Here is a 25,360-nt window from a genome sequence, read left to right on the forward strand (position 1 = left end):
ACTAGCGGTGCGGCATCATCGCCTGGACAAGTTGGCGCACTGCTTCAGCGCTTTCCTGCCGGAGTGCTTCCTGTGCAAGGTGCTCCGCTGCGTCCCGTGTCCACTGGCGCAAGACCGCCTTCACTGCTGGGATGGCTGCTGGCGCCATGCTTAGTTCGTCAATGCCAAGGCCGACGAGGATGGGAGCGGCAACTGGATCCCCGGCAAGCTCGCCGCACACCCCTACCCACCGCCCTGCTGGATGGGCAGCCGAGACGACGTGCTGTATTAGCCGTAGGACAGCGGGATGCAGCGCATCAGCCAAGGCCGCAACGGCTGGATTCGTGCGGTCAGCTGCGAGTGTGTATTGCGCTAAGTCGTTTGTGCCAATGCTGAAGAAATCGACAACGGCGGCAAAATGTTCGGCAAGCAGTGCAGCTGCTGGAATTTCGACCATCATCCCGATCTGTAGCCCTGGCGGAGGCGTGAGCCCTTGACTGGTGAGTCGCGCAATTGCCGCATCGACGCGCTCGCGCAGCCAATGGATCTCGGCAATGGTCGCGACCATAGGGAACATGATTCGTAGTGTCGGGTAGCCAGTGCGCAGGAGCGCGTCGAGTTGGGTGTCGAGCAAGGCTGGTTGCTGGCGCGCTAAGCGAATAGCGCGTACGCCGAGGAATGGGTTGGCCTCAGGTGGCAGTGAGAGGTAGGGGGCAGGCTTGTCGCCACCAATATCGAAGGTACGCACGACGACCGGACGGCCCTCGAGGAGGGTGAAGATCTCCTGGTAGATTGCGAATTGCTCCTCGGTGCTCGGTGGAGTCACGCGGTCGAGATAGAGGAATTCGGTTCGTAGCAAGCCGACGCCCTCAGCCCCGGCCTGTACCGCGGCTCTTGCGTCTGCGGCGCTGCCAATGTTTGCCGCGATCTCGATCCGTGTCCCGTCAGCGAGCTGACCGGGCTCCGCGGCAGTAGCTGCCGCAGCTTTCTGCGCAGCGTGCCACGCTGCCTGCTGCGCGCGAGCTTCGACAAGTGTTGCCTCGTCTGGATTGACAATGATCTCTCCGCGATCGCCATCGAGGATCACCAGTGTCTCGGGAGCGATCATATGCAGTGCTCTCCCAAGGCCGGCAACTGCTGGGAGCCCGCGTGCGCGAGCCAAGATGGTCGCATGTGAGGTTGGACCGCCGCCAACAAGGGCGATGCCAAGGATGCGGTCGAGTGGCAGCGTCACTGTTTGTGACGGGACGAGATCGTCGGCGAGGAGCACATGTGGTGTCGTTGGGTACACCGCCTCCTCAGCGACACCGCCCAAGCAGCGCAAAACCCGCTGCTGGATATCCCGTACGTCCGCAGCGCGAGCTTGAAAGTAGGGATCAGGCAGCGCGCTAAGCTGAGCAGCAATTGCATCAGTTGCGCTGCGCCATGCGTCGCTGGCGCTCTGTCCAGCGTGGATCGCGGCAGTGACATGCTGAAGCAGGTCCGGGTCATCGAGCATCAGCTGTTGTGCTTCGAGGATGGCGAGTGATTCTGGCGGCAACGCGTGTTGCTGGTCGGCCAAGATGGCAGCAAGTTCTCGCTTTGCCTGTTCGCGAGCTGCCTCCAGCCGTGCCCGCTCAGTTTCCGGATTGCGTGGAATATCCGAGTGCCCAGTCGTGGCGACTGGCGTTTCTAGCCACCAGGCTGGGCCGATGGCAATACCGGGTGAGAGTGGGATGCCGCTGAGTCGCTGGCTCATTCCGCATCCTCCTGCGGCAGCACATCTTCGATGAGGTGACGTAATGCCTCGAGGGCCTCAGCCGCATCAGTTCCCTCGGCCGTGACTTCGATTTCGTGTCCTTGTTCCGCTCCGAGCGTGAGGACCGAGAGGATCGCTTTCGCATTGACCGGAGCGCTCTGACGTGTCAGTGAGCGCACAGTAATCTGTGACTGAAAACGCGCTGCAGTCTGAACGAACTGTGCAGCAGGACGAGCATGCAGCCCAGCTTTATTGCGCAGCTGCAGCACAACGCTTGGCATAGCCGATCCTTTCATGGAAGTTTTGGCAAACTGGCGGCTGCTTCGGCCGCTTCGGCGACGTCGTCCAAGGACTTGCCAATTGCGGCCTCAACAGCTGCGACTACCGCACCTTCAACGAGTGGCGCTGAACTCAGCCGAACGCGAGCTCGAGCATCGGCTGGCAGTTGGTCAAGCGCAAACTGCGTGCTCAGTACGGCACTGCCAAGGTCAACGAGCACGAGGACTGCTTCAGCCTGCGCCAATGCTGCTTCAATCGCTTGATAAATTCGCTCGGCATTCGTGCCAAGCGTTTGCTCGTCAAGGCCGCCGGCGGTGAAGATCGGCACGGCGGGTGCCATCTGCGCTGCCAGCTCCCGTACCCCCTCCGCTAGTTTTGCACTGTGACTGACAATGACCAAGGCAACCACGGTCGTCTACTCTTTCCATCGTCAACAAGAAGTCGGCCCTGCCCATCTGATGGGCAGGGCCGGAATGCATTCTGTACGCCTACAGCTCAACCCAACCGAAGCTGCGCTCCACGGCCTTCTTCCACCCAGCATAGAGCCGCTGGCGGGTGGCGTCGTCCATCTGTGGCTGCCAGCGTCGGTCTTCCTTCCAATACTGGCGCACTTCGCTTGGCGACGACCATACGCCCGTGGCAAGGCCAGCGGCGTATGCGGCACCGAGTGAGGTCGTCTCACTAATCACTGGTCGCACAGTTGGCACACCAAGAATGTCAGCCTGGAACTGCATTAGCAGCTCGTTGTAGACCATGCCGCCATCGACGCGCAACTCAGCCAGCTTAATGCCAGAATCTGCTTCCATCGCTTCCAGCACGTCTCGCGTCTGATAGGCAGTTGCTTCCAGTACTGCCCGGGCGAGATGGCCCTTCGTGATGTACCGCGTCAGGCCGATGATCAGCCCACGCGCGTCGGTGCGCCAATAGGGGGCAAACGCGCCCGAGAAGTAGGGCACGAAGTAGATGCCACCGTTATCCTCGACCGTTCGGGCGAGGTCTTCAACTTCCGGCGACGTCTTGATCAGGCCAAGGTTATCGCGCAGCCACTGGACCAGTGCGCCAGTGATGGCGATTGAACCCTCAAGGGCGTAGACACAGGCCTGGTCGCCAAACTTGTATGCGGCGGTCGTGATCAATCCGCTCTTGGAGGGTACGATGTCAGTTCCGGTGTTAAGCAGGAGGAATGACCCGGTGCCGTACGTGTTCTTTGCCATCCCCGGATCAAGGCCGGCTTGCCCGACGAGCGCCGCTTGCTGATCGCCCAAATCCCCGCAAACTGGCACCTCCGCGCCCAACGGCCCATGCGTCTTGGTTGTCCCGTAGAGCGATGGATCAGAAGAGGGGCGAATCTGTGGCAGCATTTGGCGCGGGATGTTGTGGATACGCAACAGTTCATCATCCCAGTCGAGGGTTTTGAGGTTCATAAGCATCGTGCGACTGGCGTTCGTCACGTCGGTGACGTGAATGCCGCCGTCTGGACCGCCAGTCAGCCACCAAATCTCCCAGGTATCGATGTTGCCGAAGAGCGCTTCGCCGCGCTCAGCGTCTGCACGGACTCCTTCAACGTTCTTAAGAATCCACTGCAGCTTTGGCCCGGAGAAATAGGTGCTGATCGGCAAGCCGGTACGTTCACGGTAGAGCTGGGCCAAACCTTGCCGCTCAAGCTGAGCGCAAATCTGGTCCGTGCGAGTGTCTTGCCACACAATCGCATTGTAGTAGGGCTTGCCTGTCCGCTTGTTCCAGACGATCGTTGTCTCGCGCTGGTTGGTAATGCCAATTGCCGCAATATCTTTCCCGCTCAAGTGGGCTTTGGCTAGCGCGTTGCGAATCACGTCCTGCGTGCGCTCCCAAATCTCAAGCGGGTTGTGTTCCACCCAACCAGGCTGCGGATAAATCTGTTGGTGCTCACGCTGATCCATGCCGATGACATTGCTTTCGCGGTCGAAGATCATCGCACGGGTGCTGGTTGTGCCTTGGTCAACGGCCATCACGTATGGGCCTGGCATCGCTTATCCTCCCTCCATCGCTCCGATGCTACGCAAGCGTTATGCTGCGTCTGCCCAGGTTGTTGCTGCAGCCCGCAGAATCAGCGCGGACGAGGTTGCCCCTGGATCCTGGTGGCCGGCCGAACGCTCACCAAGGTAGCTCGCACGCCCGCGTCGTGCGACGAGCGGCACGGTGGCGCGCATGCCTGCTTCGGCGGCCTCGGCTGCTTTCGCCAATGCCTGGCTGAACGGTACCCCTTCAGCCAGGGCTGCCTGTAGGGCATCGCGCGCCGGGACGAGGGCATCGACCATCGTCTTGTCGCCTGGCTGGGCTTGCCCGCGCGCCATAACGCCTTGCACTGCTGCCGCAAACGCCTCAGCCCACTCCTGAGCGGACAATTCCTGCTTGCCAGCAGTCTTCTGTGCCAGTTGCAGGAAGAACGTGCCGTAGAGCGGGCCGGCAGCACCACCGACCGTGCCGATTAACGTCATGGCGACCGTCCGCAAGATCGTGCCGATGTCAGCATCTGGGGCCAAGCTGGCAAGCTTGGCTTGCACGGCCTGGAACCCTCGCGCCATGTTCGCGCCGTGATCAGCATCGCCAATTGCTGCATCCAACTGGGTGAGTTCGTCGCTGTGCTCCGTAATCACCGTCGTCACGGCGTCGAGCCAACGGCGCACGTCCGCGCTTGTAATGGGCATGCGGCTCCTCTCCCTCCATCGTGCTTACATGCCCCAGCGCAATGCTGGTGTTTTGACGGGTGCGTCCCAGAGGGCGAGCATTTCATCGTCCGCACGCAGGAGCGTAATTGAGCACCCGGCCATCTCAAGCGAGGTGATGTACGGGCCGATAAGGTTGCGGGCGATCTGAATGCCGTGTTGCTCGCACATCTCCGCGACTTTCCGATACACAATGTAGAGTTCGCTGAGCGGTGTTCCACCCATCGAGTTGACCATGCAGATCACGCGATCCCCGGCCTGGAATGGCAGATCGCTGAGGATTGGCTCCATGAGCCGTTCGACGATCTGGTCAGCTGGTGCGAGCGGCTCACGGTAACGCCCTGGCTCGCCATGGATGCCGATCCCGATCTCCATCTCTTGCTCGCCCAGCTCAAATGTCGGCTTGCCCACATGTGGGACGGTACACGAGGTGAGGGCCATGCCCATTGACCGACCGTTTTCTGCGACACGGCGGCCAAGCGCTGCTAGCCGCTGAAGGTCGTAACCTTGCTCAGCGGCTGCGCCGAGAATCTTTTCAGCGAGCACTGTTGTACCGGTACCACGTCGTCCTTGCGAGTAGAGGCTACTTTCAACGGCCACGTCGTCGGCGATGAGCACGCTTTCAACGGGAATTCCCTCGCCACGGAGCAGATCAGCCGCCATATCAAAGTTCATGACGTCGCCGGAGTAGTTTTTGACGATGAGCAAGATGCCGGCACCGCCGTCGACCGCTTTGGCCGCCTCATACATCTGGTCTGGTGTTGGAGAGGTGAAGACCGCACCTGGGCAAGCGGCATCCAACATGCCATACCCGACGAAGCCAACGTGCATCGGCTCGTGCCCACTGCCGCCGCCCGAGATCACGGCGACCTTGCCGGATCGCGGTGCATCAGCGCGGTAGACGTAGTTCGGGTCGAAATGGACTTTAATCAGGTCAGGATGTGCCTTGGCCATTCCCTCAAGTGCTTCGGGAACGACCCGTTGCGGATCGTTGATCAGTTTCTTCATTGTCAGAACTCCCTGCTGTGTATCCGAGCACACCAATCAGTCTAACCGAGCAGGATGTGCCATGCGACCGCGCCGATGATTCCACCCACGATCGGGGCTACAACCGGAATCCAGGCATAGCCCCAGTCTGAGTGACCCTTACCACCAGGAATCGGCAGAATGGCGTGCGCGATCCGCGGGCCGAGGTCGCGTGCTGGGTTGATGGCGTATCCAGTTGGGCCACCAAGCGAGAGGCCAATGCCCCAGACAAGCAATCCAACGAGGAGTGGTGTCAATCCGCTGGAGCTTGCCTCCTTCACCGCGCCGAGTGCCTGCACAACAAAGACCAGAGTGAACGTGCCGATCACTTCAGTAATGAAGTTTGCAGCATAGTTGCGAATGTTTGGCGCAGTACAGAAGACTGCTCGCTTCAGGTCATGGTCTTCCGTTACTGCCCAATGGTTGTAGTACGCTGCCCAAACCAGAATTGCCCCAAGAAAGGCACCGATGAACTGCGCAATGAGGTACGCTGGCACTTGTGACCATGGAAAATCTCCGGCGACTGCCAAACCGATCGTCACTGCTGGGTTAATATGTGCCCCGCTAATGCGTCCCACTGCGTAGACGGCCATTGCAACTGCCATAGCCCACCCAGTGGTGATGACAATCCATCCACTATTCTGAGCCTTGGAGCGGTTGAGGAGAACTGCCGCAACAACTCCATCGCCTAAGAGGATCAGCAGCGCAGTGCCAACAAGCTCGGCGATAAACTTCTGAGTCATTGGTGCCCCTTCCCTTCCACTAACCTGCCCGCCAGGGACTGCCTATGGTGAAGGCTATCCGTGCCGAGTCTCGCCCCCTTTCCGGCATAAAAAAGTGCAGTGTTTAGCCATGACGGCAAAAACACACTCTCCCGTCCCGCTAGGATCGCCCAGCCGGATTTCCTGCTACGGTTTTCCTCCTATCTCCCACTATAACCGCCTATTTGGCCGTTGTCAACGGGGAATGTGCGCCATACCCCTAGTAGGAATCGCTGTGGGGAAAAATTCAATCGGTTGATCAGCAGCGTTATTTTGTTCTCTGGTTGGTTTCTGTTCTTTTTCTGCAAGATTTGTGCTGAAACGGCAGAGTCACATGCTGAAAGGGTGAGGCGCAAAGAGGCAAGTGGCAGAGCGTGGAGCGCCGCTCTAGGATTAGCATGACACTGCTAGATGGCATGCCCACTAGCAGTATGTTAATGGTTGTGGGGCAGGCACGTCCAGGCCAAGGTCGCTCCCCTGTGCCTGGCGATGAGAAGGAAAGATGACACATGCGAGTGCTGGTGACAGGCGGTGCAGGCTTCTTTGGCCTTCACATGGCCAACACGCTGACCCAGCATGGCCACCAGGTCACGCTCCTCGACATTGCCGACTATATCGAGTCTGACTATCACGGCTCTGTCCAGTTCCTGCGTGGCGATGTGCGGAAGCGTGACCAAGTCGATGCCGCCATGCGCGGTGTTGACGCGGTTATCCATGCTGCAGCCGCGCTGCCACTCTGGCCACGTGCGGCGATTTTCTCGACCAATGTCGATGGCACGCGCACTGTCTTGGAAAGCGCCATGGCTCACGGCGTTGAGCGCGTCGTGTATGTCTCCTCGACTGCTGTCTATGGTATTCCGCGGAAGCACCCGATTGAAGAAGACGATCCGGTCGATGGTGTTGGCCCATATGGAGAAAGCAAGATTCTGGCCGAGCAAGTCTGTCAGCTCTTTCGACGTCGAGGTCTGACTGTCACCATCATTCGACCGAAGACGTTCATCGGTCCAGCCCGACTTGGTGTCTTCCAGATCCTCTTCGACTGGGTCGAACGTGGCAAGCCGATTCCGATCATCGGCAATGGCCGCAACCGCTATCAACTGCTCGACGTTGAGGACTTAACCAATGCGATTGTCTGTGCCTTAACGGCTCCGGCTGAGCACGTGAATGATACGTTCAACATTGGTGCTGAGCGCTTCCAGACCGTTCGGGAAGACGTACAAGCACTCTGTGACTATGCGGGCAACGGCGCTCGAGTCTGGCCATTGCCTGCGATGCCGGTCAAAGCTGCTCTTGCTGTTTTTGAAGCCCTCCATCTCTCGCCGCTGTACCGCTGGGTCTATGGTACTGCTGATAAGGACTCGTTCGTCTCGATCGAACGAGCCAAAGCGAAGCTTGGCTGGCGACCGCGCTATAGCAATGTTGAGACGCTAACGAGGACATACGACTGGTACCTGGCTCACAAAGACGAGTACGTTGGCAAAGTCGGCGTAACCCATCGCGTGGCGTGGGATCAAGGCATTTTGCGCGTCGTCCGCGACCTCTTGCCGTAGCCAACCCGCGCTTAACCGTGCTCGCGCAGCCGTGCCTCGACAAGGCCGAGTGTCAGGCCGTAGGCAGCATGGCGCAGGACTTCCTGAAAGAAGGGCACGGGGCGGTTGAAATGGTCGAGCCTTCCGGCGCGAATATCGGGATGCAGTCGGTCGAGCACGACGACAAGCGGCCAGAGGAGGGTGTTCTCGGCCAGGCCAAAGGCGAGCCCTCGTAGCCAGGGACGCTGTGCTGGCGTTGAGAACAGCCGAGCATAGACCACGCCGAGCGCTGCACCATTGGCGCAATGCATTGCAAGCCCAACTGGTAGCCACCACCGCCTTCCTCCAGGAACGAGCCCAGCAAGGAGTCGGAGGTCGTTCGTGCGCGCTCGTATCAGACGCAGGTCAAGGGCCATCACACCGGCAAAAGCAAGAGCCCCAGCGAGTCCTGCGAGTGCACCGGCTCGCTCAGTCTTCCCCAGCCGTATCATGATGGGATACCCCTTCTCCTCGTGATGTCATAGTAGACACCTCGGCAGACCGCAGCGTGCGCGTGCGGACGATTGGACCTAATAGCCAGTGTAGCACTGGTGGTGCAAGCAAGGTCGTCAAGATTGACATTGCCACGACAACGCCGTAGAGCCGCTGTTCCACAACGCCTTCGGCGAGCCCGATGGTTGCCACGATTAACCCAACCTCACCTCGTGGGACCATGCCAACTCCGACAACCGCCATTGAGCGCCACCCTCGCCCGAGGGCACCAAGCCCAGCTCCCACGGCCTTTGTCACCAGCGCAACAGCGGTTACCAGGAGTGCAAGGCCGAGTGTCGCTGGCTGGGCGAAGGCCTTTAGGTCGACACGCAGGCCAGTCATGACGAAGAAGATCGGCACCAACAACGTGTACAACGGCAGCGCTTGACGCTCGAGATCGTAGTCCTCTGCAACGTCTGCCAAGGCTAATCCAGCAAGGAATGCTCCGATAATGGCAGCGAGGCCAAGCTGCGCTGCGAAAACCGCGAGTCCCAGCATGAGGATAAGGGCAATGACAAGCGGTGCCTCGCTCATGCGAAGTCGCTCAACGAGGCTGAACCATCGTGGGATTGCCCACGTCCCAACGCCAGCGACGACGACGGTGAAGAGTAACGCCCTGGTTGCAATTCCAAGTACTTGCGTGACTTCGACGTGTCCAGTCTTGCCCAAGCCACTGACGATGGTGAGGAGCAGGAGCCCGAGGATGTCGTCGAGCACTGCCGCGCCCAAAATAATGCGCGCTTCTGGGAGTCCCAAGAGACCAAGATCACGGAGCACTCGAGCTGTGATCCCGACGCTCGTTGCCACGAGCGCAACGCCAATGAATAACGATTCAATTTCAGGCTCGCCAAGTACGAGCATGAGGGCTATCCCGCCAAATAATGGCAGCAGCACGCCGAGTGTGCCAACCAGTGCGGCTCGCCAGCCGACGGCCAACAAGTCGCGGAGCCGTGTTTCGAGGCCAACGTAGAAGAGCAGCAAAACGACTCCGAGTTCGGCAATACTCTCGAGTGCTAGCCGCAGCCCTTCTTCAGCCGCTGCCTGCTCACCATGAAATGCTGCGAGTATGCCAACGCCCGGCCGACCGACCAGCCCAAGCGCACTTGGCCCAAGAACAATGCCAACCAGCAGTTCGCCAATGACAGCTGGTTGGCGGAGCCGAAGAGCAAGCTCGCCAGCCGCTTTTGCTGCCGCGAAAATAAGGAGTAGGGCCGTCAGAACCTCAAGCGAGGCCGGCATCGTGATCCGACCCCGCAGCGGCTAGATGTGGATCGCAAGACCGTCGACCGCTAAGGCCGCTTCGCCCATGACCTCTGAGATGGTCGGATGCGGGTGGATATTCAGCCCAATCTCCCACGGCGTTGCTTCGAGCAGTTTGGCCAGGGCCGCCTCGGCGATCAATTCGGTTGCATGCCCGCCAATGATATGTACGCCCAGCAGGTCATTGGTGTCAGCGTCAGCAACGACCTTAATGAATCCGTCGCCCTCACCTTCGATCAATGCCTTGCCATTTGCCCGCAACGGGAACTTGCCAACTTTGACTTCGTAGCCCTGTTCCCGCGCCTCTTTCTCTGTTAACCCGACGCTCGCAATCTCTGGATGACAATAAGTGCAGGACGGCGAGCGGCGATAATCCAGGGGGTACGGTTTCTCTCCAGCAATATGCTCGACAGCCACAATTCCTTGGTGCATGGCGGTGTGTGCCAAAAGTTGCTTGCCGATGACATCGCCAATGGCGTAGACCCCGTCGACACCCGTGCGTCCATACTCGTCGACAACGATGTAGCTGTCCTTCGTTTGAATGCCAAGTTCTTCGAGTCCAATGTCTTCGATGTTACCCTGCCGCCCAAGAGCGACGAGCAAGGTGTCGGCCTCGATAACCTCTTCCTTGCCGTCCTGCTTGACCCGCATCCGGACGCCACCCTCGGTAATATCAAAGTCGTCGGCCGTTGGACGGTAGTTGGGGATGATCCGGATGCCTTTGCGGGTATAGACACGCGTCAGGTGCTGTGAAATTTCTTCGTCCTCGTTCGGCACTACCCGACCGACCAAGGTGACTTCGGCACCAAATTCATGGTAAATCGAGGCGAATTCGACGCCCGTTGCTCCGCCGCCACGGATAATCACCCGCTTGGGTAGCCAATCCAGCCAGGTCGAGTGGTCACTGTTGATCACGCGATGGCCATCGAAGGGGATGCCCGGAATCGGTCGTGGGCGTGAACCAGTGTCAATGATGATCGCCCGTCCAGTCACTTCCTGTGTCTCGCCATTCGGTGTGGTCACGACAACAGTGTGGTTGTCCTTGAGTCGGCCGGTGCCCTCAATCGTGGTAATGCCATGCTTGCGGAAGAGGAACAGAATACCGCGGTAGAGTTGATCGACGATCCGTGCTGAGCGCTTGATGGCTTGTGGATAATCGATCTCAAAGCTGTTGATTTTCACGCCATACTCCGCGGCTTCGCGTGCTAACGTCGCCACAGCCGCGCTTTTCAGCAGGGCTTTACTGGGAATGCAACCGCGGTGCAGGCAGGTGCCTCCCACTTTGTCTTTCTCAACGACGGCAACCTTCAGCTTAAGCTGCGCAGCCCGAATTGCGGCAACATAGCCACCGGTGCCACCGCCGAGAAAGACGATGTCATACTGATACTGTTGCTCGCCCGCCATCTCAACCCCCTTCACTGGTGCGCTGGTGCAGCCAGCGCCACCGGCGAACCTCTCCTCCCAGTATAACCCCCGGGCCGAGACTTGCCCGCTGATGCTTAGTGCCGCGTAGGATCATGCTGTTCAGCGACATCGACGACGTGTCCGCCTGTCAGCGTAAGCAGTTCTTCTGGCCTCAGGCGAAACACGGCGTGAGGAGTGCCAGCTGCAGCCCAAATTTCCGGTAGAGTCATGAGCGTTGATTCAATGTAGGTTGGCAGTGGCGTCTGATGGCCGGCTGGTGGTACTCCGCCAATGGCAAAGCCGGTTTGCGTGCGCACAAAATCGGCGTCAGCGCGCTCAACCGGCTCGCCGACGAGTTCAGCTAGCCGTGCTTCATCGACGCGCACTGCCCCGCTGGCAATGACGAGGATCGCGCGTCCGCTCTGGCGTCCACGGAAGACGAGCGATTTGGCAATCTGGGCAACAGTGCAGCCGATGGCTTGAGCTGCTTCCGCAGCTGTCCGTGTGCTTTGTGGTAGTTCGATCACGCGGCCTGGCATTCCCCGTTCGGCTAGGAATGCCTCAACCCGTTGGGCATTCGGGTGGAACGGCATACCGTGTTATCCCTTCTCCGCCCTACTTACTCTGACAGCCTCGCACGTCCTACCTCTTGTCATCCGGCAAAGGCGCTCCTTAGGCCTGCGCCTGGACAGTGTGGAATGCCTCGTCAAGCACCGCAAGTGCACGTTCAAGTTCAGCCTCGTTGATGACGAGAGGTGGCTGAAGCCGAAGCACGTTCCCTTCCTGCCCGCCGACGCCGATAAGCACGCCGTGCTCGCGGCAATAGGCGCGGATCGCTGTGGCTTGCTTTGCTGCTGGCGTCTTCGTGCCTCGGTCGGTCACAAGCTCAACGCCAATCATCAGACCAAGTCCGCGTACGTCGCCAATCAGCTCGTGCTCAGCGGCGAGTTCGCGCAGTTGCGCAAGCACGATTTCCCCCTTGCGCCCTGCTTGTCCAGGCAAATCTTCTTCCAGCATGACCTCTAGATTCGCGAGGGCAGCTGCGCAGGAGACCGGATTGCCACCGAATGTCGAGAGGTGCTCGCCCGGCTGGAATGCATCGGCGATCTCTGCTCGGGCAATGCACGCTGAGAGCGGGAAGCCGTCAGCAATGCCTTTGGCCATGACCATGATGTCCGGCTCAATACCGTAGTGCTCGATGGCGAAGAGCTTGCCAGTGCGACCAAAACCGCTCTGCACTTCATCGGCGATGAAGAGGATGCCGTATTGGTCAAGCACGTCTTTGACGAGGCGGAAGTAACGTGCTGGCGGCACGATGATGCCACCTTCGCCAAGCACTGGCTCGGCAATGAACGCTGCCACGTTGCCCGACGTCTGGTACTTGATTGCCCATTCAATCATCTCAGCACAGCGCTCGGCGACAAGGTCAGGATCATCGGTGTTGAAGGGATTGCGGTAGACGTATGGAGCAGGAGCGAAGGCGACACCAGGGAGATAGGGGCCACCTCGCTTTTTTCGCAGCATGTTGCCGGTCACGGAGAGCGTTCCAATAGTACGCCCATGAAACGAGTGTGTCAGGGCGATGAATTCACTGCGGCCCGTGTACGCCTTGGCCATGCGCAAGGCGGTCTCGATACCCTCAGCGCCACTATTGGCAAAGAAGGTCTTTTGCAAGCGCCCAGGCGTGACGTGCGCCAATCGCTCGGCAAGCTCAGCGGCTGGCGGTACATAGTAAACGTATGTCCCTGCGTGGACGAGCTTGTCAATCTGCGCCTTCGCGGCAGCAGCGACTTTGGGATGGCAATGCCCGGCATTCGTCACCGCAATGCCAGCGAAGCAGTCGATATAGGCTTTCCCGTCAGCGTCGTAGATTGTGGCTCCCTGCGCTCGTTCAACAACGACTGGCTCGAGTGAAGCGACGAAGCTGGTGCACACATACTGTTGATAGCGCTCGACTGTTCGGTTCATCATCCCTGCTCCGTTCGTGTTGTTTCCTCTTTCCGTCGGCATTGTACGGTAGAGTGCCTCGAGCTGGAATTGCGTACAATCCCAGAGATCCGGTCGGTGCGGACCGGGCAAGTGGATGAAAGCCGGGAACGTATGGGGTGGTTAGATAGCTGGCGCTGGGCGTTTCGCGACCCAATACTTCGCCTTGTCTTGATCGTCACGGCCTTCGCTGGCCTGATTGTTGGACTGGCGGTGCCCTTCCTCTCACTGGTTGCCTACCAGCGTGGCGCCTCGTACACGGTTGTCGGGGCGATGGCATCGAGCTACCTGGTCACCCAAGCGGTGTTGCTGTTCCCAGCTGGGGCGCTCTCTGACCGCGTCGGGCGGATTGGCCCGCTGATCGTTGGCCTGTTGCTTGAAGGAAGCGCAACGCTCGCCTTTGCGTTTGTCAAGCTGCCGATCCTCTTCGTTGCCCTGCGGGTTGTGCAGGGGATTGGTCTTTCGCTCACCTATCCTGCTGCACGTGCTCTGATCGTCGATACGACCGATCCCGAACACCGCGGCCGAGCCTTCGCAGCGTTTCAGGGAGCTTTTAACCTCGGCTGGCTTCTCGGGCCAGCCATTGGTGGTGTCCTTGCCAGCGTCGTCGGCATTACCCCCTTGCTCGTTGTTGGTGGTTTGAGCGAAATTGCGCTTGCGCTCACTGGACTGCTGTTCTTCCGGCGGTTGCCAGTGGTTCACCAGTTTGTGCGACGTGCAGCCTCCAAGGAGACGCTGACGCCGCGCCGCGTCGGTCTGTCCTCGCTCTTCACCTTGCCCTTGCTCGGAGCCTTCCTGTTAGCGTTTGGTTATCAGGTTCCCTATGGCCTTTTCAGTGGCATCTGGAGCATCTATCTGAAGCAACTTGGCGCGAGTGACGTCGAGCTGGGACTTTCCTTTACCACGTATGCAGTGGCCAACCTCCTGATGTTGCCAGTTGGCGGACGACTTGCAGACCGTGTTCCTCGTTGGCGACGGCTCTTGCCCCTCTCGTGGCTGCTCGGCCTGGTGATTGTGGGGTATGCCATCCCGGCTGTGCCGGCTATCCTGGTGCTCGGTGCCGTTGAAGGCGCACTTGGTGCCCTCATCGTTCCTTCAGTCGATGCTTACCTCGCTTCAGTCAGCGATCCCCGTGCCCAAGGGCGTGTCCAAGGCGCCTATACGACGATTGGTGTGGCTGGTGCAGCTCTGAGCGCGCTCTGCAGTTCTGTGCTCTATCAGGCTGGGCGGATCGTGCCATTTGCCACGGGTGGTTTCGTACTTGCCCTGCTTTCGACCTTGGCCGTGCCATTGATACGGCTAGGCGAACGCCAGCGTGAGCAGGAAGCCGTGCCTGTCTCGGATGAAGCGCCTCTTGTCCGTCGCTAATGTACTCCATGAGGAGCGTATGACTGTCTTCCAGCAGTGCGAACAGCAAACGGGTGCCGAGTATCCCGTCAACATCTCGAGGACGTTTGGCGCTAATAACGAGATTCACCAACCTGTTCCCATGCTTGTGAGCAGAGGGATGTGCTCGATGACTTGACAGCGTCTCGATTCTGCGTGACAACACGCAATGGCACAGTGTGGGCCAAGGCTGAAGCCCTGTGGGAGTTCAAAGTGCTGATGCCGGGACGGAGAGGAGAAGAGCAGCCATGGCCGAATCTCAGACGGCGTTTGCGCAGCTTGCGCGTGCGCTCGAGTTCCGCGGCATTGGTCCGTATCGCGGCGGACGCGTGGTTGCCGTTGCTGGACACCCGACTGAGCGCTTAACGTTTTACTTTGGTTCCACTGGCGGAGGGGTCTGGAAGACTACTGACGGTGGCCGATACTGGCGCAATATCTCTGATGGCTTCTTCCACCGTGCCTCGGTGGGAGCGATCGCCGTCAGTGAGGCTGATCCGAACGTGATCTACGTTGGCATGGGTGAAGCGTGCATCCGCAATAACGTTTCACACGGTGACGGTGTCTACAAAAGCACTGATGGCGGGCGGACATGGACGCATTGTGGCCTGGCTGATACACGCCATATTGGTGCACTCGCAATTCATCCGAAGAATCCCGATATCGTCTATGTTGCTGCTCTTGGTCATGCCCATGGAGCCAACACCGAACGTGGGGTGTTTCGCTCGCGCGATGGAGGCAAGACCTGGGAACGCGTCCTCTTCCGTGACGAACAGACGGGAGCGATTGACATTGCGCTCGACCCTCATAACCCGCGAATTGTTTACGCGGCACTGTGGCAAGCCATCCGGCGGCCCTGGGAACTGGTCAGTGGCGGGCCGGGGAGTGGGCTTTTCCGATCGACTGATGGCGGTGATACCTGGGAAGAACTTTCGCACAAGCCTGGCTTGCCCAAGGGTGTGCTTGGCAAGATTGGCATCGCTCCCTCTCCAGCGAAGGAAGGACGGATCTGGGCGATTATTGAGGCCGAGGATGGAGCGGTCTTCCGTTCCGACGACTATGGTGAAACCTGGGAGCGGCTTTCCGAAGACCAAAGTCTTCGCCAACGTGCCTGGTACTATCACCACATTGTAGCTGACCCCCAGGATCCCGAAACCGTCTGGGTGCTGAACGTCGAACTTTGGAAGTCAAACGATGGTGGGAAGACGTTTTTCAGTATCCCAACGCCCCATGGTGACCACCACGCGCTCTGGATCGATCCGCACGATCCCAAACGGATGATCCTTGGCGACGACGGTGGCGCCAGCGTCAGCTTCGATGGGGGCAGAACCTGGTCAGACATCTATAACCAGCCAACGGCCGAAATCTACCACGTGACAGTCGACCGGCAATTCCCGTTCCGGGTCTATGGTGCCCAGCAGGACAATACAACGATCAGCATTCCGAGCCGGTCGCACCGGGGCGCGATCACCGTTGCTGAGTATGAGGAGGTTGGCGGCGGCGAAAGTGGCTACATCGCCGTCGATCCGCGCAATCCCAATATTATCTATGCTGGCAACTACCTCGGCTACCTCACGCGCTACGACCGAGCTGCCGGCCAAATCCAGAATGTCCAAGTCTGGCCGGAGACGACGCTCGGTGCTGGTGCGGAAGAGGCGAAATACCGTTTCCAGTGGACATATCCAATCGTCATCTCGCCGCATGATCCTGATGTGCTTTACGTCACGTCGAACGTCGTGCACCGCTCACGTGATGGTGGCCAGAGCTGGGAAGTGATCAGCCCTGACCTCACTCGCAACGATCCTGACAAGCTCAAGTCCTCAGGTGGGCCGATTACCAAGGACAATACGGGGGCGGAATATTACTGCACGATCTTCGCGTTTGCTGAGTCGCCGGTACAGGCTGGGGTACTCTGGGCCGGTTCGGATGATGGACTGGTGCATGTCTCACGTGATGGCGGCGCCACCTGGCAGAACGTCACGCCGCCGGACTTGCCCGAGTGGGCGACGATTAGCATCATCGAACCCTCGCCACATGATGCTGCGACCTGCTATCTCGCAGCCCATCGCTATCGCCTTGATGACTTCCGTCCACTGTTGTTCAAGACGACGGACTTTGGTCAGCACTGGCAGCTGATCACCGCTGGTCTGCCGGACGATGAAATTACTCGGGTGATCCGCGTCGATCCGCAGCGGCCAGGTCTGCTTTTTGCCGGAACCGAGACGGGGCTTTGGGTTTCCTTTGATGATGGGGGGCAATGGGAACGGTTGCGGGGCAATTTGCCGGTTGTTCCCATCCATGACCTCGTGATCACAGGCGACACCTTGGTGCTGGCCACGCATGGCCGTGGCTTCTGGTTGCTCGACGACCTCACGCCCATACGCCAGTTTGCTCCGGAGCAACTTGAACAACCGGCCTGGCTCTTCGCGCTCGGTGACGTGGTGCGCTATCGCTCATATCGCGGCTTTGGTCATGCTGCTCCTGGCCAGATTAGCCATCGTGGCGCTGGCGCGTTCCGTGTCTCGTTCGAGCTTCAGGAGACTGAGACGGGAGAGCGACGGGAAATCTTGCTTGATGCTGCACCAAATCCTCCTGATGGTGCAGTCCTCCGCTACTTTCTCCGTGAGGAGCCAGCAGCTGAGATAACAATCACGATTCATGATGAGGCAGGCAATGAAATCCGCCGCTTCTCCAGCACGAAGCCGCAGCCTGTACCAGGACAAGAACCGCCACGTGAGCCTGTGCTGCAGAAAACGGCGGGGGTGCACCAGGTCGTCTGGAACCTGCGCTATCCCGATGCAACACTGGTTAGCGGCGACAAGTCAATGGAATTTGTCCGCGGCGGACTCGCAGGCCCGCTGGTGCCACCGGGGACGTACATTGCGCGGCTGCAGGTTGGCGATCACGTCGTTGAGCAACGCTTCCACGTGGTGCGGGATCCACGGATTACTGCTCGCGATGCTGACCTGCGCGAGCAGTTCGAGCTCGCGCTTGCTGTCTGGAAGAAACTCTCCGAAGTGCACGAGGCGGTCAATCGCATCCGCACGTTGCGGCAGCAACTCGAGCCGTGGGAACGGCGCACAGATCACGAAGCGCTCAGCAGCCAAGCGAAAGCGCTGCGTGAATGCCTGCTCGAGATTGAGGGGGAACTCATCCAGTACCGGGCCAAGAGCAGCCAGGATTCACTCAACTTTCCAGTCCGCCTCAACGCGAAGTTAGCTGGACTGGCTGGTGCCATCGGCTCAGCAGATGCGCGGCCAACTGCTGCTCAGCGTGCTGTCTTCGCCGACCTCGTCGCACGGGCTGATGCCCTTCTTGCCCGTTTGCGTGAGGTGATTGAGCGTGACATCGCAGCGTTTAACCAGCAGATCCGCGAAAGTGATGCAGCCATCATCGCTGCCTCATAGCTCCAAGCCTCTCCGAGCCTTGGCTGCCGAGACCATCCAGACGCACCGACGTGGGGGCAAGATACCCCCACGTCGGTGTATGCTTGCAGATGAAGAAGGCGTGAGGGGCGTCCATGGCGAGGGAAGCGCCTCTTATCGTCACACTAAACGGCAAGCCCCCTATTGCAAACAATGGGCATCGACCACCGCTGCCACCGCGCTGGCTTCTCTTCTGGCGTGGCGTGACCAAGCGCTGCCCCTACTGTGGCGAACGGCGCATCTTCCGCCGATGGTTTACGCTCGTTGAACGCTGCCCTCGCTGCAACCTGCTCTTCGAGCGCGAGGAGGGATACTGGACTGGATCGATTGCGATCAACACCGTCGTGACCGAGTTCGTATTTGCCGTAGTACTCGCCATTTGGGTTGCGCTGACTGTGCCATCGGTACCGATCGCACCGCTCCTCATCACCGGCGTCGCAATGAATGCGACGTTCCCGCTGGCGTTTCATCCTTTCTCAAAGACGCTCTGGCTTGCGCTTGACCTTGCCTTCCATCCGATTGAGCCACAAGAGGTCGCAACGCTCTTCGGCAAACCCTTCGGCTAACTCTTCGTGCTGCGATGTCGGGCTCGCTGGCGGAATGGATGGCCGATTTCCGTTATTGGCCGTTGGTGCTCGGCAAGCACTGCCCATGGTTGAAGCGCTGACTCTGGGACTCGTGGTAGAGGCTGACCATCCTTCAATGTCAGCGTGTTTACAAGCAGCTTGTCGCCTTTTCTGGCCTGCATCTCGACATCGTAGAACGTGAAGTCGCCGTCGACGAGTTCGAAGAGCGCAAGGTCAGCGGGAGTGCCGACTGCCAGGGTGCCGAGTTCAGGGCGCCCAATAATCCGAGCGGGAGCAACGGTTGCTCGCTCGATCACCTCAGGGAGGCTCATCCCGAGGGCCAAGAACTTCGACAGGGTTGTCGGGAGATCAAACATTGGCCCTTGGATTGCGAGTTGATGGATATCGCTGCTAATCACGTCTGGCAGCACACCTTGTCGCAGCAGTGCTTCAGCAACGGCAAAGCTAAACGATCCCGCTCCGTGGCCTATATCCAGCACAAGCCCGCGCTCATGCAATTCGCGAACCTGCGGGTGCAGCGTGCCATCCGGACGAAGGATGCGCATTGAGCCGCCAGTGAAGCAGTGGGTGAGGATATCACCAGGTCGCAGCAAGGCCGCGACCTCGTCGATCTCTGGTGGCCCCTGACCGATATGGACCATGAGTGGCAGGTTGAGCTGGTCGGCTAGGTGCCGTGCGAGTTCAAGCGGACGGGTACCGACGCCGCGCGTGGTATTGCGATCGATCCGCGCTTTGATACCGAGGATGAGATCACGATTCTGCTCAATCATCTGGGCGGCGAGGTCGAGGTCGCAGTAGTCGAGGTTGGCAAATTCCCAGGTTGGTGCGACCAGGCCGATTGCGGAGAGATTTAACAGCGCGTAGATGCGGACGCGACTTGTCTCGACAATATAGCGACGAAAGCCGGGGAAGGTGTACGCCCCGGCGCTGCCGACATCAAGCCACGTTGTGACACCGGTGCGTGCCGCGACAGGGTCAGCCTCGATGCCCAATATGTGACCCCCAGTAGACATGGGTATGGAGGTCGATGAGACCGGGGTGACGATCTGCCCCCGTGCGTCGATGACGCGTTCGGCCTGGACACCCTGCAAGGAAGGAGCAACGGCCGCGACCATGCCGTCCTTGATCGCTACATCAAATCGCCCCACCCGCCCAGCGCCCGGGTCAATGAACTGCCACCGAGAATTACGGTGTCATAACGTTCAGTTGAGAAGTCTGGAGCCCTTTCCGACATCGTATGCTCCAATCTCGTGTTATCGTGGTCATCCTAAAGCGGCGACCTTTGAGTCAATATCGCGGTCTCGTGCGACAGTAGCACGCACCCTCGTCCATGCGCAACTGCATATGCCGGTTCCATGCCAGATTCAAGGAACAGAAGTCCTCTTCACGTTTTGAGCAACTGGGCGAATTCTTCGACGCTCTGTGGGAAATGGCCGAGTGGAATGACTGGCAAGCGGCCCGGCCCAGCTCGACTGCATGAGTGCTGCGTGCCACCAACAACAATCCATCGAGGGGCGTACTCTCGGCGATAGACGATCGAGACGCTCGATCGTCTTCAGGAGCGCAGGGAGATGCTCGGGGTAGACGGCTGCCAGGACGACGAGGGGAGCATGCCAGCGGCGTACGCGTCGACAATATCGTCGATTGGGGTATTAGCGCCAAGATAGTGGACAGCATAGCCGAACGATTCAAGCAGGCAAGCGGCATATAAAGGCCAAGCTCGTGAAGTTCACCTTCACGCAGGCCGCCACCACCGGCTCGCGTGTGATGGTCGGCCGCGGTGTTTGGCTGGTGAGCATCGTTACCAGTTCGCGAATTGCTGCACTCACCTCGTGCTCTTGGCCAATGGTGATCTCGCCTCGTGCCCAGCGCTCACCGAGTTCACGCAGGGCTGGAGCAAAGACGTATTCAAAGAGCACTGGCAAAGTCATCCCGCTTTCGACAGCATCGTGCATCAACTGTTCGGCTTCGGCTGTGCGTGCCTGCAGCAGTAGCTCAAGCAACTGCGCTGCGAGCTTTGTGGGATCGTGCTGCGCATCCGCTCGAGGCGTTCGCGAATCTCGGCAAGCGAGAGGCGAGCGCGCTGCCACCGCTTGATCTGGCGAATCCGCTCGATGTCCTGCAGTGAGTAGAGTCCGATGTCCTCCGGCGTGCGTTCGGGTGCCAGTAGCCCGATTCGCTCCAAGAACCGAAGGCTCGACATCGTAAGCTCAGGGAATTCTGGCTGCAGTACTTTCACCACTTCCCCGATCGTCAACCGTGTCAGGGAAGAGGATGGTGATCCGCTCTGTCCCGTCCAGTAGCGTGTTCATTGGTCATCCAACACCCTCTCCTGCTCGCCCAGACCATGATCCTGTGCCGGCTTGACACCGTCGAGAGGATAGCGTAGACTGAAGTTGAACTTCAAGTATAAGTTTACCTTCGCTGCGGCGAGGGTGCGAGTGAAAGGACAACGCGACAATGGAGACCCTGACCGAGCAACTCCCCCGCAGCACGACGCTCTACACAGCGGCATTTGCCTCAGTTGCCTTGTCGATCCTTGTGTGGCTGTTACGCCGCGGTGATGACCGAGCTTCTGCCGAGCGCTTTGGCATCTTCGTTGGGCTGTGGGCTCCAACCTTGCTCATCCTCGGCAAAATCGCTGAAGACCGAGAGCGCACCCGGCTCTGAGACACCCTCATCGGAGTACGCGTCGCGTTGCGCAGGAGTGGAGAGCGACCATGCAACGACACATCACGCGAATATCATCACCAGCTGGAATCGTCTTGCCGGTCTGTGTTCTGCCGTTCCAGGAGTCAAGATTCCGCCTACTCCTGCGCAGAATGATCCGGATTGTTCGCGCTCGCTTGCTCGGCGTGCCGTTGCTGCGTCCGAGTGTTGATCACGACCTCACGCCATCAGGTGCTGTGCAGCGCAACCTCGTCTGGTTCACGGCCAGCACAACACGACGAGTGCGCGGCCGTGTCGGTCAGTGGCATCCATGTCCTTCGACTGCCTACGCCGCGGCACGGCGAGCACGTCGCCTCCCGCGTCCTTCAGCGCAGGACTGGCCGCATGCCGCGTAGGTATGACCATCCTCACGGCGATCGCGGCGTTTGTTGGTTGCTGTAGCATATCCCGTTCCTGCCCCCCCCACCCCACCGGCGCTGCCTCATCCACATCGAGGCAGCGCCGGCCATTTTCTCTATACTGCATGGTGATAGGGAGGCGAATGATGACGCTTGAGAACCAGCAGGTCCTCGCTGAACAAATTCGTGCCAACCTTACCCATGTGCGCCCAGCACACTGTCGCACGTGCGAGCGAATGCGCTGGCGCACATGGGTAAGGTTGGCACGAATTTGTTCAGCGAGGACCTGCTGGTTCTCAAGCGTCATCATTCGCCTCCCTATCACCATGCAGTATAGAGAAAATGGCCGGCGCTGCCTCGATGTGGATGAGGCAGCGCCGGTGGGGTGGGGAGGGCAGGAACGGGATATGCTACAGCAACCAACAAACGCCGCGATCGCCGTGAGGATGGTCATACCTACGCGGCATGCGGCCAGTCCTGCGCTGAAGGACGCGGGAGGCGACGTGCTCGCCGTGCCGCGGCGTAGGCAGTCGAAGGACATGGATGCCACTGACCGACACGGCCGCGCACTCGTCGTGTTGTGCTGGCCGTGAACCAGACGAGGTTGCGCTGCACAGCACCTGATGGCGTGAGGTCGTGATCAACACTCGGACGCAGCAACGGCACGCCGAGCAAGCGAGCGCGAACAATCCGGATCATTCTGCGCAGGAGTAGGCGGAATCTTGACTCCTGGAACGGCAGAACACAGACCGGCAAGACGATTCCAGCTGGTGATGATATTCGCGTGATGTGTCGTTGCATGGTCGCTCTCCACTCCTGCGCAACGCGACGCGTACTCCGATGAGGGTGTCTCAGAGCCGGGTGCGCTCTCGGTCTTCAGCGATTTTGCCGAGGATGAGCAAGGTTGGAGCCCACAGCCCAACGAAGATGCCAAAGCGCTCGGCAGAAGCTCGGTCATCACCGCGGCGTAACAGCCACACAAGGATCGACAAGGCAACTGAGGCAAATGCCGCTGTGTAGAGCGTCGTGCTGCGGGGGAGTTGCTCGGTCAGGGTCTCCATTGTCGCGTTGTCCTTTCACTCGCACCCTCGCCGCAGCGAAGGTAAACTTATACTTGAAGTTCAACTTCAGTCTACGCTATCCTCTCGACGGTGTCAAGCCGGCACAGGATCATGGTCTGGGCGAGCAGGAGAGGGTGTTGGATGACCAATGAACACGCTACTGGACGGGACGAGAGCGGATCACCATCCTCTTCCCTGACACGGTTGACGATCGGGGAAGTGGTGAAAGTACTGCAGCCAGAATTCCCTGAGCTTACGATGTCGAGCCTTCGGTTCTTGGAGCGAATCGGGCTACTGGCACCCGAACGCACGCCGGGAGGACATCGACTCTACTCACTGCAGGACATCGAGCGGATTCGCCAGATCAAGCGGTGGCAGCGCGCTCGCCTCTCGCTTGCCGAGATTCGCGAACGCCTCGAGCGGATGGCGCAGCACGATCCCACAAAGCTCGCAGCGCAGTTGCTTGAGCTACTGCTGCAGGCACGCACAGCCGAAGCCGAACAGTTGATGCACGATGCTGTCGAAAGCGGGATGACTTTGCCAGTGCTCTTTGAATACGTCTTTGCTCCAGCCCTGCGTGAACTCGGTGAGCGCTGGGCACGAGGCGAGATCACCATTGGCCAAGAGCACGAGGTGAGTGCAGCAATTCGCGAACTGGTAACGATGCTCACCAGCCAAACACCGCGGCCGACCATCACACGCGAGCCGGTGGTGGCGGCCTGCGTTGAAGGTGAACTTCACGAGCTTGGCCTTTATATGGCCGCTTGCCTGCTTGAATCGTTCGGCTATGCTGTCCACTATCTTGGCGCTAATACCCCAATCGACGATATTGTCGACGCGGTACGCCGCTGGCATGCTCCCCTCGTCGTCCTGGCAGCCGTCTACCCCGAGCATCTCCCTGCGCTCCTGAAGACGATCGAGCGTCTCGATCGTCTATCGCCGAGAGTACGCCCTCGATGGATTGTTGTTGGTGGGCACGCAGCACTCATGCAGTCGAGCTGGCCGGGCCGCTTGCCAGTCATTCCACTCGGCCATTTCCCACAGAGCGTCGAAGAATTCGCCCAGTTGCTCAAAACGTGAAGAGGACTTCTGTTCCTTGAATCTGGCATGGAACCGGCATATGCAGTTGCGCATGGACGAGGTGCGTGCTACTGTCGCACGAGGACCGGCGATATTGACTCAAAGGTCGCCGCTTTAGGATGACCACGATAACACGAGATTGGAGCATACGATGTCGGAAAGGGCTCCAGACTTCTCAACTGAACGTTATGACACCGTAATTCTCGGTGGGCAGTTCATTGACCCGGGCGCTGGGCGGGTGGGGCGATTTGATGTAGCGATCAAGGACGGCATGGTCGCGGCCGTTGCTCCTTCCTTGCAGGGTGTCCAGGCCGAACGCGTCATCGACGCACGGGGGCAGATCGTCACCCGGGTCTCATCGACCTCCATACCCATGTCTACTGGGGGGTCACATATTGGGGCATCGAGGCTGACCCTGTCGCGGCACGCACGGTGTCACAACGTGGCTTGATGTCGGCAGCGCCGGGGCGTACACCTTCCCCGGCTTTCGTCGCCTATATTGTCGAGACAAGTCGCGTCCGCATCTACGCGCTGTTAAATCTCTCCGCAATCGGCCCTGGTCGCACCAACCTGGGAATTTGCCAACCTCGACTACTGCGACCTCGACCTCGCCGCCCAGATGATTGAGCAGAAATCGTGATCTCATCCTCGGTATCAAAGCGCGGATCGATCGCAATACCACGCGCGGCGTCGGTACCCGTCCGCTTGAACTCGCACGGCACCTAGCCGACCAGCTCAACCTGCCACTCATGGTCCATATCGGTCAGGGGCCACCAGAGATCGACGAGGTCGCGGCCTTGCTGCGACCTGGTGATATCCTCACCCACTGCTTCACTGGCGGCTCAATGCGCATCCTTCGTCCGGATGGCACGCTGCACCCGCAGGTTCGCGAATTGCATGAGCGCGGGCTTGTGCTGGATATAGGCCACGGAGCGGGATCGTTTAGCTTTGCCGTTGCTGAAGCACTGCTGCGACAAGGTGTGCTGCCAGACGTGATTAGCAGCGATATCCATCAACTCGCAATCCAAGGGCCAATGTTTGATCTCCCGACAACCCTGTCGAAGTTCTTGGCCCTCGGGATGAGCCTCCCTGAGGTGATCGAGCGAGCAACCGTTGCTCCCGCTCGGATTATTGGGCGCCCTGAACTCGGCACCCTGGCAGTCGGCACTCCCGCTGACCTTGCGCTCTTCGAACTCGTCGACGGCGACTTCACGTTCTACGATGTCGAGATGCAGGCCAGAAAAGGCGACAAGCTGCTTGTAAACACGCTGACATTGAAGGATGGTCAGCCTCTACCACGAGTCCCAGAGTCAGCGCTTCAACCATGGGCAGTGCTTGCCGAGCACCAACGGCCAATAACGGAAATCGGCCATCCATTCCGCCAGCGAGCCCGACATCGCAGCACGAAGAGTTAGCCGAAGGGTTTGCCGAAGAGCGTTGCGACCTCTTGTGGCTCAATCGGATGGAAGGCAAGGTCAAGCGCAAGCCAGAGCGTCTTTGAGAAAGGATGAAACGCCAGCGGGAACGTCGCATTCATTGCGACGCCGGTGATGAGGAG

The 25,360-nt window shown here is 59.4% G+C and carries 26 protein-coding genes; 9 read left to right on the top strand and 17 right to left on the bottom strand.

Features of this window, described 5'->3' with window-relative positions:
* Position 1 precedes the first annotated feature (1 nt).
* The 7 genes from ptsP to N675_RS02950 all read right to left on the bottom strand — a co-directional run bounded on the left by ptsP (position 2) and on the right by N675_RS02950 (position 6,470).
* Positions 2-1,717, bottom strand: coding sequence for a phosphoenolpyruvate--protein phosphotransferase (ptsP, locus tag N675_RS02920; RefSeq protein WP_051913947.1), 1,716 nt, complete (start codon positions 1,715-1,717; stop codon positions 2-4).
* Positions 1,714-1,998 carry an HPr family phosphocarrier protein gene (locus tag N675_RS02925; protein ID WP_038037766.1) on the bottom strand — a complete coding sequence of 95 codons (285 nt, stop codon included), beginning with the start codon at positions 1,996-1,998 and terminating at the stop codon, positions 1,714-1,716. The genes ptsP and N675_RS02925 overlap by 4 nt, the downstream gene beginning before the upstream one ends.
* Before the next feature lie 11 nt (positions 1,999-2,009).
* Positions 2,010-2,405 carry a dihydroxyacetone kinase phosphoryl donor subunit DhaM gene (dhaM, locus tag N675_RS02930; protein ID WP_038037767.1) on the bottom strand — a complete coding sequence of 132 codons (396 nt, stop codon included), beginning with the start codon at positions 2,403-2,405 and terminating at the stop codon, positions 2,010-2,012.
* Between the two features lie 79 nt (positions 2,406-2,484).
* On the bottom strand, positions 2,485-4,002 hold the full coding sequence (glpK, locus tag N675_RS02935) for a glycerol kinase GlpK (RefSeq protein ID WP_038037768.1): 1,518 nt from the start codon (positions 4,000-4,002) through the stop codon (positions 2,485-2,487).
* 39 nt (positions 4,003-4,041) lie between these two features.
* Complete coding sequence (gene dhaL / locus N675_RS02940; protein WP_038037769.1) at positions 4,042-4,683, bottom strand: dihydroxyacetone kinase subunit DhaL; 642 nt, start codon at positions 4,681-4,683, stop codon at positions 4,042-4,044.
* Between the two features lie 24 nt (positions 4,684-4,707).
* Positions 4,708-5,709 (bottom strand): dihydroxyacetone kinase subunit DhaK, encoded by a 1,002-nt coding sequence (gene dhaK, locus N675_RS02945; RefSeq protein ID WP_038037770.1) that lies wholly within the window; start codon positions 5,707-5,709, stop codon positions 4,708-4,710.
* 41 nt (positions 5,710-5,750) lie between these two features.
* The gene (locus N675_RS02950; RefSeq protein WP_038037772.1) at positions 5,751-6,470 is read right to left on the bottom strand and encodes an MIP/aquaporin family protein; all 720 of its coding nucleotides are present in this window, start codon (positions 6,468-6,470) and stop codon (positions 5,751-5,753) included.
* A gap of 527 nt (positions 6,471-6,997) precedes the next feature.
* On the opposite strand from N675_RS02950, the gene N675_RS02955 reads away from it, so the two are divergent.
* Positions 6,998-8,038, top strand: coding sequence for an NAD-dependent epimerase/dehydratase family protein (locus N675_RS02955; protein WP_038037774.1), 1,041 nt, complete (start codon positions 6,998-7,000; stop codon positions 8,036-8,038).
* Positions 8,039-8,049: 11 nt separating this feature from the next.
* Here the strand turns inward: N675_RS02955 and N675_RS02960 are convergent, their stop codons facing one another.
* The 5 genes from N675_RS02960 to N675_RS02980 form a co-directional block, all read right to left on the bottom strand.
* Positions 8,050-8,508, bottom strand: coding sequence for a DUF6789 family protein (locus N675_RS02960; protein WP_051913949.1), 459 nt, complete (start codon positions 8,506-8,508; stop codon positions 8,050-8,052).
* Positions 8,486-9,787, bottom strand: coding sequence for a cation:proton antiporter (locus tag N675_RS02965; RefSeq protein WP_038037775.1), 1,302 nt, complete (start codon positions 9,785-9,787; stop codon positions 8,486-8,488). Before N675_RS02965 ends, N675_RS02960 begins: the two co-directional genes overlap by 23 nt.
* 21 nt (positions 9,788-9,808) lie before the next feature.
* A complete protein-coding gene (lpdA, locus tag N675_RS02970) occupies positions 9,809-11,212 on the bottom strand; it encodes a dihydrolipoyl dehydrogenase (RefSeq protein ID WP_038037776.1) in 1,404 nt (467 codons plus the stop codon).
* 95 nt (positions 11,213-11,307) lie between these two features.
* Entirely contained in the window at positions 11,308-11,805 is a 498-nt protein-coding gene (locus tag N675_RS02975) for a YbaK/EbsC family protein (protein ID WP_038037777.1), read from the bottom strand.
* Positions 11,806-11,884: 79 nt separating this feature from the next.
* Positions 11,885-13,183, bottom strand: coding sequence for an aspartate aminotransferase family protein (locus N675_RS02980; protein ID WP_231577905.1), 1,299 nt, complete (start codon positions 13,181-13,183; stop codon positions 11,885-11,887).
* A gap of 129 nt (positions 13,184-13,312) precedes the next feature.
* Here N675_RS02980 and N675_RS02985 point away from each other — a divergent pair, with 129 nt between their 5' ends.
* The 3 genes from N675_RS02985 to N675_RS13455 all read left to right on the top strand — a co-directional run bounded on the left by N675_RS02985 (position 13,313) and on the right by N675_RS13455 (position 18,572).
* Positions 13,313-14,566, top strand: coding sequence for an MFS transporter (locus N675_RS02985; RefSeq protein WP_038037778.1), 1,254 nt, complete (start codon positions 13,313-13,315; stop codon positions 14,564-14,566).
* A gap of 266 nt (positions 14,567-14,832) precedes the next feature.
* Positions 14,833-17,988, top strand: a complete 3,156-nt coding sequence (locus N675_RS02990) for a glycosyl hydrolase (RefSeq protein WP_038037779.1) — start codon at positions 14,833-14,835, stop codon at positions 17,986-17,988.
* Between the two features lie 113 nt (positions 17,989-18,101).
* A complete protein-coding gene (locus tag N675_RS13455; RefSeq protein WP_051913951.1) occupies positions 18,102-18,572 on the top strand; it encodes a DUF983 domain-containing protein in 471 nt (156 codons plus the stop codon).
* On the opposite strand, the gene N675_RS03000 is transcribed toward N675_RS13455, so the two are convergent.
* From N675_RS03000 to N675_RS03010, 3 genes are all read right to left on the bottom strand, one after another.
* A complete protein-coding gene (locus N675_RS03000) occupies positions 18,569-19,741 on the bottom strand; it encodes an amidohydrolase/deacetylase family metallohydrolase (protein WP_231577906.1) in 1,173 nt (390 codons plus the stop codon). The two genes, N675_RS13455 and N675_RS03000, sit on opposite strands and share 4 nt — an antisense overlap.
* A 540-nt stretch (positions 19,742-20,281) precedes the next feature.
* The gene (locus N675_RS03005) at positions 20,282-20,548 is read right to left on the bottom strand and encodes a B12-binding domain-containing protein (RefSeq protein ID WP_038037781.1); all 267 of its coding nucleotides are present in this window, start codon (positions 20,546-20,548) and stop codon (positions 20,282-20,284) included.
* Complete coding sequence (locus tag N675_RS03010; protein ID WP_051913953.1) at positions 20,548-20,832, bottom strand: MerR family transcriptional regulator; 285 nt, start codon at positions 20,830-20,832, stop codon at positions 20,548-20,550. Before N675_RS03010 ends, N675_RS03005 begins: the two co-directional genes overlap by 1 nt.
* Before the next feature lie 221 nt (positions 20,833-21,053).
* Here N675_RS03010 and N675_RS03015 point away from each other — a divergent pair, with 221 nt between their 5' ends.
* Together N675_RS03015 and N675_RS03020 are read left to right on the top strand one after the other, a co-directional pair.
* Entirely contained in the window at positions 21,054-21,263 is a 210-nt protein-coding gene (locus N675_RS03015) for a hypothetical protein (RefSeq protein ID WP_051913639.1), read from the top strand.
* 50 nt (positions 21,264-21,313) lie between these two features.
* A complete protein-coding gene (locus tag N675_RS03020; RefSeq protein WP_156100753.1) occupies positions 21,314-21,658 on the top strand; it encodes a hypothetical protein in 345 nt (114 codons plus the stop codon).
* A 459-nt stretch (positions 21,659-22,117) separates the two neighbouring features.
* Here N675_RS03020 and N675_RS03025 read toward each other — a convergent pair whose 3' ends face one another.
* Positions 22,118-22,462: a hypothetical protein gene (locus tag N675_RS03025; RefSeq protein WP_156100753.1), complete on the bottom strand. Its 345-nt coding sequence runs from the start codon at positions 22,460-22,462 to the stop codon at positions 22,118-22,120.
* 50 nt (positions 22,463-22,512) lie between these two features.
* Positions 22,513-22,722 carry a hypothetical protein gene (locus N675_RS03030; protein ID WP_051913639.1) on the bottom strand — a complete coding sequence of 70 codons (210 nt, stop codon included), beginning with the start codon at positions 22,720-22,722 and terminating at the stop codon, positions 22,513-22,515.
* 141 nt (positions 22,723-22,863) lie between these two features.
* On the opposite strand from N675_RS03030, the gene N675_RS03035 reads away from it, so the two are divergent.
* The 3 genes from N675_RS03035 (at position 22,864) to N675_RS14540 (ending at position 25,217) form a co-directional block, all read left to right on the top strand.
* Positions 22,864-23,802, top strand: a complete 939-nt coding sequence (locus N675_RS03035) for a cobalamin-dependent protein (RefSeq protein ID WP_038037226.1) — start codon at positions 22,864-22,866, stop codon at positions 23,800-23,802.
* A 151-nt stretch (positions 23,803-23,953) separates the two neighbouring features.
* On the top strand, positions 23,954-24,253 hold the full coding sequence (locus N675_RS14535; RefSeq protein ID WP_231577907.1) for a hypothetical protein: 300 nt from the start codon (positions 23,954-23,956) through the stop codon (positions 24,251-24,253).
* A gap of 172 nt (positions 24,254-24,425) precedes the next feature.
* Positions 24,426-25,217 carry an amidohydrolase family protein gene (locus N675_RS14540; RefSeq protein WP_231577908.1) on the top strand — a complete coding sequence of 264 codons (792 nt, stop codon included), beginning with the start codon at positions 24,426-24,428 and terminating at the stop codon, positions 25,215-25,217.
* The last annotated feature ends 143 nt before the right edge of the window (positions 25,218-25,360 follow it).

It is taken from the genome of Thermorudis peleae (assembly GCF_000744775.1).
Taxonomy (GTDB): Bacteria; Chloroflexota; Chloroflexia; order Thermomicrobiales; family Thermomicrobiaceae; genus Thermorudis; species Thermorudis peleae.

Bases quoted from the DNA above. Each gene is read 5' to 3' on its own strand.
- N675_RS02980 (WP_231577905.1), bottom strand. From the start codon at position 13,183: ATGATGAACCGAACAGTCGAGCGCTATCAACAGTATGTGTGCACCAGC.
- N675_RS02950 (WP_038037772.1), bottom strand. From the start codon at position 6,470: ATGACTCAGAAGTTTATCGCCGAGCTTGTTGGCACTGCGCTGCTGATC.
- N675_RS03035 (WP_038037226.1), top strand. From the start codon at position 22,864: ATGACCAATGAACACGCTACTGGACGGGACGAGAGCGGATCACCATCC.
- dhaL (WP_038037769.1), bottom strand. From the start codon at position 4,683: ATGCCCATTACAAGCGCGGACGTGCGCCGTTGGCTCGACGCCGTGACG.
- N675_RS03015 (WP_051913639.1), top strand. From the start codon at position 21,054: ATGGAGACCCTGACCGAGCAACTCCCCCGCAGCACGACGCTCTACACA.
- ptsP (WP_051913947.1), bottom strand. From the start codon at position 1,717: ATGAGCCAGCGACTCAGCGGCATCCCACTCTCACCCGGTATTGCCATC.
- dhaK (WP_038037770.1), bottom strand. From the start codon at position 5,709: ATGAAGAAACTGATCAACGATCCGCAACGGGTCGTTCCCGAAGCACTT.
- lpdA (WP_038037776.1), bottom strand. From the start codon at position 11,212: ATGGCGGGCGAGCAACAGTATCAGTATGACATCGTCTTTCTCGGCGGT.
- N675_RS03020 (WP_156100753.1), top strand. From the start codon at position 21,314: ATGCAACGACACATCACGCGAATATCATCACCAGCTGGAATCGTCTTG.
- N675_RS14535 (WP_231577907.1), top strand. From the start codon at position 23,954: ATGTCGGAAAGGGCTCCAGACTTCTCAACTGAACGTTATGACACCGTA.
- N675_RS13455 (WP_051913951.1), top strand. From the start codon at position 18,102: ATGGCGAGGGAAGCGCCTCTTATCGTCACACTAAACGGCAAGCCCCCT.
- N675_RS02960 (WP_051913949.1), bottom strand. From the start codon at position 8,508: ATGATACGGCTGGGGAAGACTGAGCGAGCCGGTGCACTCGCAGGACTC.
- N675_RS02925 (WP_038037766.1), bottom strand. From the start codon at position 1,998: ATGCCAAGCGTTGTGCTGCAGCTGCGCAATAAAGCTGGGCTGCATGCT.
- N675_RS02990 (WP_038037779.1), top strand. From the start codon at position 14,833: ATGGCCGAATCTCAGACGGCGTTTGCGCAGCTTGCGCGTGCGCTCGAG.
- N675_RS03025 (WP_156100753.1), bottom strand. From the start codon at position 22,462: ATGCAACGACACATCACGCGAATATCATCACCAGCTGGAATCGTCTTG.
- N675_RS02985 (WP_038037778.1), top strand. From the start codon at position 13,313: ATGGGGTGGTTAGATAGCTGGCGCTGGGCGTTTCGCGACCCAATACTT.
- N675_RS02955 (WP_038037774.1), top strand. From the start codon at position 6,998: ATGCGAGTGCTGGTGACAGGCGGTGCAGGCTTCTTTGGCCTTCACATG.
- N675_RS03005 (WP_038037781.1), bottom strand. From the start codon at position 20,548: ATGCACGATGCTGTCGAAAGCGGGATGACTTTGCCAGTGCTCTTTGAA.
- N675_RS02975 (WP_038037777.1), bottom strand. From the start codon at position 11,805: ATGCCGTTCCACCCGAATGCCCAACGGGTTGAGGCATTCCTAGCCGAA.
- N675_RS02965 (WP_038037775.1), bottom strand. From the start codon at position 9,787: ATGCCGGCCTCGCTTGAGGTTCTGACGGCCCTACTCCTTATTTTCGCG.
- glpK (WP_038037768.1), bottom strand. From the start codon at position 4,002: ATGCCAGGCCCATACGTGATGGCCGTTGACCAAGGCACAACCAGCACC.
- N675_RS03030 (WP_051913639.1), bottom strand. From the start codon at position 22,722: ATGGAGACCCTGACCGAGCAACTCCCCCGCAGCACGACGCTCTACACA.